We start from the raw sequence: 13,403 nt of genomic DNA, 5'->3' as shown, positions 1-13,403 counted from the left end.
TAAAACCAATGAAGCATTTCAACGATAAAGTCGCTGCGATCACAGGCGCGGGTTCCGGCATGGGTCGCTCGCTCGCGATCCGGCTCGCGCGAGAAGGCTGCCACCTGGCTCTTGCCGATCGCAACGCGACGAGCATCGAGGAGACCGCTCGACTTGCGCAAGCCGCCGCACCACATATCGTCGGCGCGCCGCTGCTGATCACCACCGCTGTGTTCGATGTCTCCGACCGAGCCGCAATGTTCGCGTGGGCCGCGGAAACCGTCGAGCAGCATCGGCGCGTGAACCTCGTGTTCAACAACGCGGGCGTCGCTCTCTCCAGTACGATCGAAGGCATGGAATACGCAGATCTGGAGTGGATCGTCGGCATCAACTTCTGGGGCGTCGTACATGGCACCAAGGCGTTTCTGCCACACTTGAGGGCATCGGGCGAAGGCCATATCGTCAATACGTCAAGTGTATTCGGCCTTTTCGCGCAGCCTGGGATGAGTGGCTACAACGCGACGAAGTTCGCGGTCCGCGGCTTCACCGAGGCACTGCGCGAGGAACTCGATCTGATGAAATGCGGCGTGTCGGCTACCTGCGTGCATCCGGGCGGCATCCGTACAAGCATCGCGCAGTCGAGCCGCATTGCGCCGAATATGGTCGGCTTCATGCTGGAGAGCGAGCAGCAAGGCAAGGACGATTTCGAGAAGTTCTTCATCACCACCGCCGACAAAGCCGCCCGTACGATTCTCGACGGCGTTCGCAGGAACAAGCGGCGCGTGCTAATTGGCCGCGATGCACGCGCCGCCGACTGGCTCGCGCGCACGTTGCCCGCTGCTTACCAGGCACTTGTCGTGCTGCAAACGCGGCGCATGAAGCGCAATGCGGAAAAACGCGCCCGGCGCGCGGCGCAACTGGACGGAAGGCGCGCTTGATGATGCACGCCCGATAGTACGCGCCTGACAGCACTATCCAGACGCTCATAGAATCACGAGGAGAAAGGCCATGATGCCCGTTCGCCGCGATTTACGCTTCAACCTCCCGCAGGACCGTGCGTGCGACTGGCACGCGCAAGGCTCGCATGTGACACACTTCTTCAACGCGCTCTCGCTGCTCTTTCCCGCCGGAGAGCGCTTTTTCATGGACAGCGTGCGCAACTATCGCGATCAGATTGACGACCCGGTGCTGAAAAAGCAGGTACTGGGTTTTATTGGCCAGGAAGCGATGCATACGCGCGAGCATGTTGAATACAACGATCTACTGGAACAAGCCGGTTTGCCCGCGCATAAGCTCGACAAACGGCTATGGGCGATTCTCAACTTCGGCCGCAAGGTGTTGCCGCATTCGTATCAATTGGCCGTCACCGTGTGCCTCGAACATTACACGGCGATGCTCGCCGGCTTGCTGCTCGAGGACGCGTCACGCATCGAAGGGTCCGCCGACGGTTACGCGCAAATGTGGACGTGGCACGCGCTCGAAGAAACCGAGCACAAAGCCGTTTCCTACGACGTGTGGAATACGGTACTCAAACCTGGACTGGGGCGTTATCTATTACGTACAGGCGTTATGCTCGCCACCACCATCACTTTCTGGCTGATCGTGTTCGACTTTCATGTGCGTCTTCTGATTGCGGACCGCAAACGCGGCGGTCATCTGCGCGGCATGTGGCGCGTCGTGAAATACCTGTACGGCCCGCGTCATGGCGTCTTTCCGCGTATAGCGGCCGAATGGCTGAGCTTTTTCCGGCCCGGCTTTCATCCGTGGGATCACGACAATCGCGCGCAACTCGCGCGTATCGACGGCCTCGTAGCGGCGGTCGACGCCTCGAACGCGGCCGCGCCGAATTCGCGTAGAGCAGCACGGCGCGGCGTGCAGGCGGCCGCGTGATACGCGACGCGTTGCCGGTGGATGCCGGCGACGTGCGGCTTGCGGCCTACGTGAGCGGACCGCGTGACGCGCCGCCGATCGTACTGGTGCACGGCTATCCCGACTCGGCCGCCGTATGGGATCCGGTTCGCGCGCAACTCGACTCGCGCTACCGCGTTATAAGCTACGACGTGCGCGGCGCCGGCGCATCGGAAGCGCCGACCACGCGCGACGGATACCGTATTGCACAACTTGCCGCAGATCTGAGCGCAGTCGTGGACGCCACCTGCGGTGAGCAGCCCTTTCATCTGGTCGGCCACGACTGGGGTTCGATTCAAAGCTGGGAAGCCGTAACCGACCCGCAGCTCAAAGGACGCATCAGGTCATTTACCTCTATCTCGGGCCCGTGCCTCGATTACGCTTCGGTCGTGCTGCGTGGCACGCGTGACGCTCACAACAAACATAGGATAGCGAATCGATCGCCGCGTCTCAGCATTCGTCAATTGCTCAGATCCTGGTACATCTTCTTCTTTCATTTGCCATGGCTGCCGGAACTGGTGTGGCGCATGGGCGGAGTGCGCTTGTGGCCGTTGTGGCTACGAATCACGGAACGCGTTGACGCGTCGCGTGACTCCACGCAGATGCGCAATGCGATCAACGGACTGAACCTTTATCGCGCGAATTTCATCGACAAACTCTTGCATCCGCGCGCGCGCCCCGTGCATGTGCCCGTTCAGTTCATCGTGCCATTGCGTGACCGCTATGTTGGGCCGGAATTGTCGGTGGGCCAGGAAGCGTGGTTGGGACCCTATGACCGCGTCGAACTCGACGCAGGTCATTGGGTCGTGCTGCGCGAGCCGCAATTAGTTGCTGCAAACATAGAACGATTTGTCGCGCGACATCTGTCAGAGCCGGGTGGCCCGGTCGCGCCCACGTTCAACGCTCGCGCGGCAGGCGGGTGAATAGCGTCGGATAGTCGATCACAAGGCCGTCATCGTCGACTTTCATATTCGCCGTGAAGTCGCGGAAAATGCCTTCATAGCGGTACTCGCGGTCCGATTCAATACACGAGTACGCCTGCTCGACGCGCGTGACCTGCAAGTCCGGTGTGGAAATGTACGCGACTTGTATAGGGCGACGCTCACCTTGCGTAAGTTGCAGCCGGCGAATCGGCAACGTATTGGTAAACGGCGTGGCGGCAATGTCGATATCAATGCATCCTTCGATCGCGCTCAACATAAGGCCGTGCCCATCGCGCCAGTTGCCCTCGCCGTCGCCGTGCAGTTCCAGTTCTCCGCCGCCCACGATCTTCAGCCATGCGTAACGCGTGCGCCATTGCGCATCGCAGCGGACCATATAGTGCAACCCGTAAGCCTTGCCGTAACGCTGCCCGACCACGACGCTTTCCACGTCGAAGCCGTCGTCGCGTGCGTCGAACGACAGGTGTTCGATTCCATCTGCCTCTTGCGATGCCCACCGTACTTCCCGCATCAGATGCCTCCTTATGGTGAAACGCGCAGCAAGCGCGTCGCACTTCATATCGTAGCCTAACGCGGGAGACTCGCCGATGCGCGTGCCTACCGGCACATCGTGCGGATGCTGCCCAAATAGCCACTATCAATGCGCGGGCATGCACACAGCCGCGCGAGTGCCCTATCCTCGCGTTTCGCAACTGTTCGCCTCCGGCGCGCCATTCGATTCCAGATGCGCTCCGCCAAACGCTCATCGACCGATACCATGCATGCCGCCGCGACCGAAGCGCGTTCCGCCGCCTTGCGCACCCTGCTGCGCAGCTGCGGGCAGATCGTGCTCCAGGCGAACGCATTCACGGGGGCATGCCTCGTTGCCGGCTGGCTGCTTTGCGACCCGCGCCTTGCCTGTGCTGCTTTGATCGGCGCAGTGGCCGCCAACGTGAGCGCGATGCTCGCCGCTCACTCCGACGACGACCTGCGCGCTGGCCTGTACGGCTTTAACGGTGCATTGGCGGGACTCGCCGCGTTCAGCTTCATCGCCGACAATGCGACCGCCACCGCCGTCGCGATTCTCGCAGCCACAGGCACGGCATGGCTTCACGAACCGTGGTCACGATGGCTGCGCACGCGACAGTTGGGCTACTTCTCGAGCTCGTGTCTGATCGTCACGTGGCTCTGGCTGCCGATCGCTGCAAGCGGACCCGAGCCGGCGCGTCTCGCAGCAACTCCTACGCTCGACGCGGCGCAGTTCGCCGGTGGCGTGCTCGCCGGTCTCGCGCAAACCGGCTTCGCCTCGGGCGCAATGGCCGGTGCATTCGTGTTGCTCGGGATCGCGGCGGCGTCGACACGGCATGCGCTGTGCGCGTTGACGGGCGCGGCGCTCGCAACCAGCCTACATGTTCTACTGGGCGCGGGGGCAACCTCGTTCGATGCAGGCCTGTTAGGATTCAACGGCGCCCTCACCGCGCTTGCACTGACCGACTGCGGCGTCTTGTGGATGCTCGGCGGCGTGGCACTCTCAGTGGCGTTGCAAGCGGCGGCGGCTCACGTCGGCTTCGCCGCGCTAAGCGCGCCTTTCGTCGCGGCAACGTGGAGCGTGCAATGGCTGAGGCAGCGTGCTGTTCGCTGAGACTCCGCCTGTCAGGCAAGATCGGGGAATACCAGACCACCTCAGGAGCCATTTATGTCTTTCATCCACACACCCGCAGGCCGCATTGAGCAATCCGGGCCGACTTCGCAAGCCGAGCAGCAGACTCGCGTCGACCTGGCCGCCGCGTATCGCCTCGTCGCGCTCAACGGTTGGGACGACCTGATCTACACGCACATCTCCGCGAGCGTTCCGGACGAGCCGGGCCACTTTCTGATCAATCCATTCGGTCTTGCATTCGACGAGGTGCGCGCGTCGAATCTCGTGAAGATCGACATCGACGGCAATATTGTCGGTGCCAGCGAACATGTGGTGAACGTGACCGGCTTCGCCATTCACGCCGCCGTGCATGCGGCACGCGCAGACGCGTTCTGCGTTATGCATTTGCACAGTACGGCAGGCGTGGCCGTGTCGGCACAGCCTGCGGGTTTGCTGCCCGCGTCACAACACGCGCTGCGGTTTTATCGTCAGCTCGCGTATCACGACTATGACGGCCTCGCCTTTACGCCGGCCGAAAGCAGGCGCCTCGTGGAGCATCTGGCGGACAAACCCGCCATGCTGCTGCGCAATCACGGCCCGCTGACCGTGGGCCGCACCGTCGCCGAAGCGTATGTGTTGATGGCCACGTTGCTCAAAGCGTGCGAGATCCAGTTGCAGGCGCAAGCATGCGGCGCCCCGCTTGTCGTGCCTGACGACGCGGTCGCCACGCGCACAGCCGAGCAACTCTATGACGGCGGCGCAGTGGAAGGAACACTGGAATGGCCTGCGTTGCTGCGCAAGCTGGACCGCCTAGACCCGACTTATCGCGACTGACGGGCGATTAGTACCTGAATTACCCTGACCATACCGCGCAATGACTACCGCAATTGCTTATGCGGCGCGTGATATCAATTAGATTCTCAACGGAGCCGAACCATGCCCACGTTTCGTATCGAACTGTTCGAAGGCCGCTCGCTGGAACAGAAACGCCAATTCGTCGAAGCAATCACGAAAGCGACTTGCGAATCGCTCGGCGTCGAGCCGAATTCGGTCGACATCACTCTTACCGACGTGAAGCGCGAGAATTGGGCAACAGGAGGACGCTTGTGGTCCGACAGCGAAAGCTGAATTGATACGCTGCGCGCGTGGTGCGCGCAGCGGTTTTATTGCTCAGCGACGCATGAATTAAATGCGCCGCTGTGGCGGCGTAACAACACGCCGCCGCTACCCTGAAGCCATTAGAAGCGGTGAATGATGCCCACGCCGCCTGCAACCTGGCTACGCGACGAAGACGGCGCGCTGTTCTGACCGTCGCCGATATTGGCCGTCGCGTTGATGATGCTCACGCCGTTGTTGCCGATCGTCTGGCCGTTCGCACGCTGATACGCTTCCACCGCATACAGACCCGTACGCTTGGAGAGGCTGTAGTACTGCGACAGGTTGAACTGGTTATAGCTAGCTGCGCTCGAGATGCCATTCGATTCCGTCGCACGCGTGTAGCTATAGCCGGCTGCCAGATCCAGTGCACCGATCGGCTTGAAGTGCACCACTGCGCCACCCGTGTTAAACGTCGCCTGATGACGGAAACCCGAGTTCACACCCGGAATGTATTGCACGTTCGAGTACGAGAACGACACGTCCCATTGCGAGTTGAACGTGTAGCCGCCGGTGACTGCAACGCGCTGCTGAGCCTGCGCCGTGCGGTAACCGTTGGTGATGCCGGACAGACCCGGGCCGGTCGTCGCGCCGTTATTCGACGTAGTCGACTCGGGGCCCCAGAGACCGCCGCCAGGCGTCGAGTTGTTGATGCGCTGGAAGCCTGCTGCGATGCCGAACGGACCGTTCAGGTACTGCACCGCGGCGCTCCACGTCGAGCCGGCGTTGAAGCTGCCCGGCACGCCGCCCAACGAGTACGAACCGCTTACCGTCAGACCATACATGTTGGGCGACGTGTACACGAGGGAGTTATTCGCGCGATAGATCGTATCCAGCGAATCGAGATCGCCCGGGTGCGCGCCGTAAGCGCCGGTCAGCCACGTAGTCGGGCTATACGGCGAGAGCAGCGTGTAGTACGACGTGTACTGACGGCCAGCCGTCAAGGTACCGTACGTGGGGTTCGTCACGCCGATCCATGCCTGGCGGCTGAAGCCAAGGCCGTTCACGCTCTGCGCGCCGGTAGCGCTGTTGAAGCCCTGCTCCAACTGGAAAATGGCCTTCGTGCCGCCGCCAAGATCCTCGCTACCCTTCAGGCCGAAGCGGCTACCCGCCCAGATGCCGTTGTTCATCTTGACAACCGATCGGCCGCCCGAAGTCGAGCCGAGCGTCGTCGAGCTGCTTTGGTAGCCGATCCCCGTATCGACGATACCGTACAACGTCACGCTGCTCTGTGCGTGTGCGCCAAGGGCGAACAGGCCAAGGGCGGAGGTTGCTAGTGCCTTTTTCATTTATGCTCCTCTTTAAAAAATTGTTCTTGACTACCGGTCATTGTCTGAACCGCGCAACCGGTGAATCGGGGATTTCAGGTCAGAAAACCGGGTGTCCATTTATCACGCTCGGCAACCACGTGGAAAACATCGGCACGTAGGTCACAATATTGATGGCGCTGAAGATAGCGAGGTAATACGGCCAAGCCACCTTGGTAGTTTCCCCAATCGACACATTGCCGATCGCGCAACCAATGAACTGCACCGAGCCGATCGGCGGGTGAACGAGGCCCAATGCGCAGTTCAGCAGGATCATGATGCCGAACTGCACGGGACCGACACCGCTGTGCATCGCCATCGGCAGGAACAGCGGCGTAGTGATCAGAATGTGCGCCGCCATGTCCACGAACGTGCCGAGGAATACCTGAATGATGTTGATATAGAGCAGCATCAACCAGGGAATGCTCGTCGCGCCGTCCAGCATGTGCTCGATCGCATCGGGGATCTCCAGATACGCCATCTGGTAGCGGAGCATGTTCGATACACCGATCAGCAGCAATACGACGCCTGTGGTCTTCGCGGCCTTCGACAGTGCGAAGGAGAGCTTTTTCAGCGTCATCGAGCGATACACGACGACCGTCAGCACCAGCGAATAAGCCACCGCAATAGCAGCGGCTTCCGTCGCTGTTGCAATGCCCTTCGCCACGCAGACCAGAATGATCGCGATCACCATCAGGCCGGGCAATGCGCCGAGGAAGGTCCGCGCGACCGCCATCCAGCCCGGGAAGCGCTGCAGTTCGGTCGAACCGTCGGGACGGCGCGGGTAACCATAGCGCACGGCTTGCCAGTACGCGGCGATCAGCACGAAGCCCATCACCCACAACACGGGCAAGAGCCCCGAGAACAGCAGATCGCCGATCGACACGCCGCTCATCGGCACACCGTTCAGCGTGCCGGTAATGCCCTGTGCCGCAAACGCGTAGATGATCATGTTCGTCGACGTCGGCATCAGCGCGCCCGCGAGCGACGAATGCGTCGTGACGTTGACCGCGTAAGCGGCGCTGTAACCCTCGCGCTTCATCAGCGGAATCACGACGCCGCCCATTGCCGACGTGTCCGCCGTGGGCGAACCCGAGACGCCGCCGAACAGCGTACATGCGACGACGTTCGCCATGCCGAGGCCGCCGCGGAAATGACCGACCGTTGCCTGCGCGAAACGCAGGATGCGATCGGCAATGCCTCCGTGCAACATCAGTTCGCCCGAGAAGATGAAGAACGGCACTGCGAGGAACGAAAACGCGTTCATTCCCGAGATCATCGACTGCATCGCGGTGGCCGCCGGCAGCCCTTCATACAGATACGTGAGCACACACGACAGCCCCAGCGCGAACGAAACAGGAACGCCGAGCACCAGAAAGACGATAAAGCTAATAGAGAGGAGTGCAAGTTCCATGATTGTTCTATTTGTGTTTCTTTGCGAAAAGCGTCAGAAGGTTCTCGAATGAGAACAACGCGATGCAGACGCTCGCAATGACCGGGATCACGTAGCGGAGCGCTTCGGGCAAACCGAGAATTGGAATTTTGTCATGCAGCGTGGTCTCGGCCATCTGCAGCGAGCCGAAGAAAATCGCCACGGCGAGCGCGATGAGACACAGATGCTGGAACGTGTGTGCAGCGAGCTGACCTTTCACCGGCAGACTCTTCACCAGCGAATCGAGCCCGATATGGCCGCCTTCGCGGACCTTCAGCGCCGCACCGAACATCGCGATCACGATCACCAGCAACAGTGCGATGGGCTCGACGAAATCGGGAGCGTCGCTAAACACGTAGCGCATGACGACGCTGTAGATCACCAGCAGACTCAGCGCTGCGAGGCTGAGCGAGGCGATGACAGCGAGCGCGCGAAAGATAAAATCGTTTGGGCGTTTCATGAATCTCTTGACCCCATTCTTGCCTACGACGGACCGTTTTTACTCGTTAGACGTGCTACTTCCGTCACCCGTTACGCAATCGCGCAGACAGCGGAAAGCCTCGCAGTACTTCTGCAAGGCTATTCCGCTGTCGCGAAAGCGCGATGCGAGCGTTACTTGATTGCCTGAATCTCGTCGACGAGCTGCTTCATTTGCGGCGTCTTCTCGTACTTCGCCCAAACCGGCTGCATCACCTTGACGAAAGCCGCGCGGTCGATCTGCGACGATGCAACGATCTGCGCGCCGCCCTTGGTCACCGTCTTGCTCGCGTCGTTCTCACGCGCGGTCCACAGCTTCTGGTAGTAAGGCACCGAGTCGGCCGCGGCCTTCTTGATGATTTCCTGCTCCTGCGGCGACAACGTGTCCCACACCTTCTTCGAGAAGACGAGAACTTCCGGCGTCATGGAGTGCTGGGTTTCCGAATAGACCGGCGCGACTTCGAAGTGCTTGGTCTCTTCGTAAGAAGGCAGGTTGTTTTCCGCTGCGTCGACGAGACCGGTCTTCAGCCCCGTATAGACTTCGGCAAACGGCATCGGCGTCGGCGTGCCACCCATTGCCCTGATTTCGTCGACCATCAGATCGGACGGCTGTACGCGGACCTTCAGACCCTTCATGTCGGCCGGCGTGCGGATCGGCTTCTTCGTGTAGATGGAACGAGCACCGCTTTCATAGAAAGTCAGCGCGATCATGCCCTTTGCCTTGAAGGCGTCCAGAATCTTCTGGCCTTCGGGGCCGTACATCACCTTGCGGAAATGGTCGATGTCGCGGAACAGGAACGGCAGCGACGGAATCATCGACTCAGGTACGATTTCGTTGAATGCCGCACCGTTTGCACGCGCCATGTCGAGTGCGCCGATGCGCACCTGATCGATTGTGTCGTTTTCCGAACCAAGTGCGCTATTGCCGAAGACCTTCACGGAATCCTTGCCGCCGGTTGCCGTCTTGATCTGCTCACCCATGTACTTCACGGCCATATTGGTCGGGTAAGCGTCGCCGTGCACGTCCGACACGCGGAACACGCGCGCTTGCGCCGACATGGCGCCAAAGGCCAGCACCGATGCGGCGACAATCAACGAAACACGGGAAGAGGCGAACTTCTTGTTCATCATGACATTCCTTGAAAAATAGACACCCAATCGATGCGAAGGGCTGCTGACGGCTGGCCAAACGCGAACGGCCGGCTGCAAACGGACGGTCCCGGATGTGACATGGTTTGGCTGGGTATCCCGATGCGGCGCTCGCGGTCTCCTACGTGGCAAATGCTTTGCCGTGCTGTCCGTGCAACGTCCCGGCACAATGATCAGCACTCCTGTCGGACAACTCGACTTCTTGTACTTCTGCTGCGTCGGCGCACTTTCACGCGAGCGATTGCGCGCGCCAAAGCTGCCATTCATCGCGTTGCAATCTCGAAAAGCGCAGAAAGCTGTCTGTTTGCGCTTATACGTTGTACGACGACTTACGAAGTCTATAAAACGCAGTTTGAGTTGTACAGACGGTATTTACCCGAGGAAACCACAGTTCGCTATGAATGACCTGAACGCGCCGTGGGCGAGGCCCGGCGAGGCGGTCTGCCCGATTGCGCGTAGAAGTGAAGAACGCGTGCGGAACGACTGACATTATTCGGAATAACCGAAAAAACGTCGCGTCCGCACGACAATGTTGTATGACGAGTGATGAATTAGTGACTGCGAGGAAGGGGCGCCGACCGGACTACCAGGCCAGCGCCCTACCGAGAACAGGGCGCAGCGACTTAGAAGCTGTTGCGAAATTAAGTTCTGGGCCTGTTAACTTTTCTGACTTGGTGTTAACTTCCTGTCTTGTTTTGTCCAACAGGAAGCGATGCCTAAAGAACTCATCGACGACGAATTGTGGTTGCTCATCGAACCGCTTTTACCTGCTCGGGCACCGCGCAATCGCCAGTATGCGGGCCGCAAGCCGACTCCCGACCGTGCCGCGCTGACGGGCATTGTGTTCGTACTGCGCTCCGGCATTGCGTGGAATCTGCTACCGCAGGAGATGGGATGCGGTTCGGGCACCGCCTGCTGGCGGCGGCTCGTGGCATGGCAAGAAGCAGGAGTCTGGCAACGCATCCACGAAACGCTGCTGGCCGAACTGCGTCGCCGTGGCGAAATCGACTTGTCACGAGCGCTTGTAGACAGCTCGTCGATTCGCGCGATGCTGGCGGGAAAAAAACCGGCCCGAATCCCACGGACCGGCGCAAGCTCGGCAGCAAACACCACCTCATCGTCGACGCGAAAGGCATCCCGCTCGCGGTCATTCTGAGCGGGGCGAACCGCCACGACGTCACCCAGCTTGATGCACTCGTCGATGCCATTCCACACATTAGAGGCAAGCGGGGACGCCCGTTGCATAAACCGCAAATCGTTCAGGGCGACCGGGGCTACAGCTCGGAACCACATCGACAGCGTTTGAGAGAGCGCGGCATCACGCCGGTGCTCGCAAAGATTGGCTCGCCCCATGGCAGTGGTCTGGGCAAAACGCGTTGGCCAGTCGAGCGCTCGATTGCATGGCTTCACTCGTTTCGACGCCTGAAGATTCGCTACGAACGTTATGCCCATGTCCATGAAGCCTTTCTGTCCCTGGCTTGCGCCTTGATTTGCTGGACGCGACTCAGGCCAATGTTTAACTAATTTCGCAACAGCTTCTTAGAGATCACCGGCGAATTCGGGCTCAGGCAAGCCGGTCACGCCAGGACGTACCGCGAAAAGATGCCCGTCATGTTCGCTCGCGCCCGCGCCCGGACGAATCGACGTGACGAAAAGCGTGTCGAGATCGCGTCCGCCGAACGCGCACATGGCCGGCTTGATTGCAGGCACGGCAATCTGCCGGTCGAGTTTGCCTTGCGGCGTAAAGCGCAGCAATGCGCCCGCGTCGTTCGCGCAGATCCAGTAGCAGCCGTCGGCATCCACAGCGGCGCCATCGGGCCGGCCAACATAATGGTTCAGATCCGCGAAGACGCGGCGGTTGCTCGGCTCACCCGTTTCGACTTCGTAGTCGAAAGCCCATATCTGCCTGCGCAGCGGATGCGAGTCGGACAGATACATGGTCCTGCCATCCGGCGACCAGCCGAGACCGTTTTGCGTAATGAGTCCGTCGACAACCGGCGCCGAGAGCACGCCCTGCGCGTCGAACCGGTAGAGCGCACCGGCTGGATTGACCAAAGACATGTCCTGCACCATCGTGCCTGCCCAGAAGCGGCCTTGCCGGTCGCAGCGGCCGTCGTTGAAACGCATGTCCTCAAAGGGGAAAACAGGCGCGGCGAGCTTGCGTCCTGTTACTTCGACGGGCTCGTTGGCGCGCACGGCTTGCGCCGTGGCATCGGCCGAACTGCCGCTCAAGGTCACCGCAAACAAGGCAGTCTCGCAGCCTGCGAGTACCGTGCCGCGACGGTCGAACGCGATGCACGCGACCTTCTCCGGCAACAGCCATTCAGAGCGCTCGCCCGTCTCCACCACGAGGCGCACGATTTTCCGCGCTGGAATGTCCACCCAGTAAAGCGCCTGTTCGGCAACACGCCAGACCGGACTTTCGCCGACGAGAGCCGGCGCCTGCCCCGCCGCCTCGACTCGCTCGACGCGCGGATTGGCCGCCGCGCTCATCGCTTTGGCTCCATCGGTCCGGCCAGTACGAACGCGCCGCCCTGGAAGCGTTGCGTAGGATCGTCGAGATCGGTGGTCGGAGCCGCGACGGGGAAGAGATGTTCGAACTGTACCGAACTGTCTTGCGGACGAAAGCCGAGGAACGCCGCCTTCGTGTTATCGACCCACTTCGTGCGATTGTCCGAGACGCCGTACACGATCGCATGGCCGACGCGATTGGTGAACAGTGAACAGCGCACCAGCTCGATGAAGTCGCGATAGCTCAGATACGTGACGAGCATGCGCGGGTTCTTCGGCTGCTCGAACGACGAGCCGATCCGCAGACACACCGTCTCCAGGCCGAAGCGGTCGAAGTAATAGCGCGACAGCGATTCGCCGAAGCATTTGGTCACGCCGTACAGACTGTCGGGACGCAACGGCGCGTCGATATCCACCACTTCGGTCACTGGGTGAAAGCCCACCGCGTGATTCGAGCTCGCATACACGACGCGCTTCACACCCTGTTTCTGCGCAGCCGAATACAGGTTGTACAGTCCGCGAATATTCGCTTCGAGCAGATCTTCGAAAGGCGCCTCGACGGAAATGCCGCCGAGATGGATCACCGCATCCACGCCTTCGAGCAGCGCGTGAACCGCGGCTTCGTCTGCGAGGTCGACGATCGCCGCTTCTTCGTGCTCAGCCACTTCGCCGAGCGGCGCGATGTCGGTTACGCGCACGACGTCGGCCCACGCCGCGAGTGCGCCGCGCAATTGCGTGCCGAGGTTGCCCGCCGCCCCGGTGAGCAGAAGGCGTCGGAAAGGTTTTTGTGCAGCCGCGCGGTCAGAGTTCGAATCAGTCATGTCTTTTGTATTTATGAGTAGCTACTGTCAGTCAAGCAATAAAGGCGAATAGAGCCAGTCATGCAACGAGCCGTCAAGCCCAATGTAAAACGAGCCGCGAAATCG

14 protein-coding genes are annotated in these 13,403 nt (G+C 60.7%); 7 read left to right on the top strand and 7 right to left on the bottom strand.

Translation table 11 applies throughout. The features are described 5' to 3' along the window. The first annotated feature begins 8 nt into the window (after positions 1-8). The 3 genes from OH764_RS22255 to OH764_RS22245 all read left to right on the top strand — a co-directional run bounded on the left by OH764_RS22255 (position 9) and on the right by OH764_RS22245 (position 2,810). Complete coding sequence (locus OH764_RS22255) at positions 9-917, top strand: SDR family NAD(P)-dependent oxidoreductase (protein ID WP_498850825.1); 909 nt, start codon at positions 9-11, stop codon at positions 915-917. 70 nt (positions 918-987) lie between these two features. Then, positions 988-1,869, top strand: a complete 882-nt coding sequence (locus OH764_RS22250; RefSeq protein ID WP_498850824.1) for a metal-dependent hydrolase — start codon at positions 988-990, stop codon at positions 1,867-1,869. Beyond that, the gene (locus tag OH764_RS22245; protein WP_498850823.1) at positions 1,866-2,810 is read left to right on the top strand and encodes an alpha/beta fold hydrolase; all 945 of its coding nucleotides are present in this window, start codon (positions 1,866-1,868) and stop codon (positions 2,808-2,810) included. Before OH764_RS22250 ends, OH764_RS22245 begins: the two co-directional genes overlap by 4 nt. On the opposite strand, the gene OH764_RS22240 is transcribed toward OH764_RS22245, so the two are convergent. Then, complete coding sequence (locus tag OH764_RS22240; RefSeq protein WP_498850822.1) at positions 2,785-3,339, bottom strand: putative glycolipid-binding domain-containing protein; 555 nt, start codon at positions 3,337-3,339, stop codon at positions 2,785-2,787. The genes OH764_RS22245 and OH764_RS22240 overlap by 26 nt on opposite strands. Positions 3,340-3,585: 246 nt before the next feature. On the opposite strand from OH764_RS22240, the gene OH764_RS22235 reads away from it, so the two are divergent. From OH764_RS22235 to OH764_RS22225, 3 genes are all read left to right on the top strand, one after another. Beyond that, positions 3,586-4,449: an urea transporter gene (locus tag OH764_RS22235; RefSeq protein WP_498851261.1), complete on the top strand. Its 864-nt coding sequence runs from the start codon at positions 3,586-3,588 to the stop codon at positions 4,447-4,449. Between the two features lie 54 nt (positions 4,450-4,503). Further along, positions 4,504-5,280 (top strand): class II aldolase/adducin family protein, encoded by a 777-nt coding sequence (locus OH764_RS22230; RefSeq protein WP_498850821.1) that lies wholly within the window; start codon positions 4,504-4,506, stop codon positions 5,278-5,280. A 102-nt stretch (positions 5,281-5,382) separates the two neighbouring features. Then, positions 5,383-5,574 carry a 4-oxalocrotonate tautomerase family protein gene (locus tag OH764_RS22225; RefSeq protein ID WP_498850820.1) on the top strand — a complete coding sequence of 64 codons (192 nt, stop codon included), beginning with the start codon at positions 5,383-5,385 and terminating at the stop codon, positions 5,572-5,574. Positions 5,575-5,684: 110 nt separating this feature from the next. Here OH764_RS22225 and OH764_RS22220 read toward each other — a convergent pair whose 3' ends face one another. From OH764_RS22220 to OH764_RS22205, 4 genes are all read right to left on the bottom strand, one after another. Beyond that, entirely contained in the window at positions 5,685-6,890 is a 1,206-nt protein-coding gene (locus OH764_RS22220; RefSeq protein ID WP_498850819.1) for a porin, read from the bottom strand. 79 nt (positions 6,891-6,969) lie between these two features. Further along, entirely contained in the window at positions 6,970-8,322 is a 1,353-nt protein-coding gene (locus OH764_RS22215) for a TRAP transporter large permease (RefSeq protein ID WP_027779400.1), read from the bottom strand. A 7-nt stretch (positions 8,323-8,329) separates the two neighbouring features. Next, positions 8,330-8,800: a TRAP transporter small permease gene (locus tag OH764_RS22210; protein WP_498850818.1), complete on the bottom strand. Its 471-nt coding sequence runs from the start codon at positions 8,798-8,800 to the stop codon at positions 8,330-8,332. Between the two features lie 152 nt (positions 8,801-8,952). Then, positions 8,953-9,945, bottom strand: a complete 993-nt coding sequence (locus OH764_RS22205) for a TRAP transporter substrate-binding protein (RefSeq protein WP_498851260.1) — start codon at positions 9,943-9,945, stop codon at positions 8,953-8,955. Between the two features lie 733 nt (positions 9,946-10,678). Between OH764_RS22205 and OH764_RS22200 the strand changes: the two genes are divergently transcribed. Then, a protein-coding gene (locus tag OH764_RS22200; RefSeq protein ID WP_498846769.1) for an IS5 family transposase occupies positions 10,679-11,490 on the top strand; the annotation gives its coding sequence in 2 pieces (ribosomal slippage) (positions 10,679-11,018 and positions 11,018-11,490; 813 coding nt in all). A 15-nt stretch (positions 11,491-11,505) separates the two neighbouring features. On the opposite strand, the gene OH764_RS22195 is transcribed toward OH764_RS22200, so the two are convergent. Continuing rightward, positions 11,506-12,459, bottom strand: a complete 954-nt coding sequence (locus tag OH764_RS22195; protein ID WP_498850817.1) for an SMP-30/gluconolactonase/LRE family protein — start codon at positions 12,457-12,459, stop codon at positions 11,506-11,508. Beyond that, on the bottom strand, positions 12,456-13,298 hold the full coding sequence (locus OH764_RS22190) for an NAD-dependent epimerase/dehydratase family protein (protein ID WP_498850816.1): 843 nt from the start codon (positions 13,296-13,298) through the stop codon (positions 12,456-12,458). The genes OH764_RS22195 and OH764_RS22190 overlap by 4 nt, the downstream gene beginning before the upstream one ends. Between the last annotated feature and the right edge of the window lie 105 nt (positions 13,299-13,403).

Origin of the sequence: Burkholderia sp. M6-3, assembly GCF_050858985.1 — a bacterium.
Lineage (GTDB): Bacteria > Pseudomonadota > Gammaproteobacteria > Burkholderiales > Burkholderiaceae > Paraburkholderia > Paraburkholderia caledonica.
The sequence above is the reverse complement of the archived record's forward strand: the minus strand, read 5'-3'. Positions and strand labels throughout refer to the sequence as shown.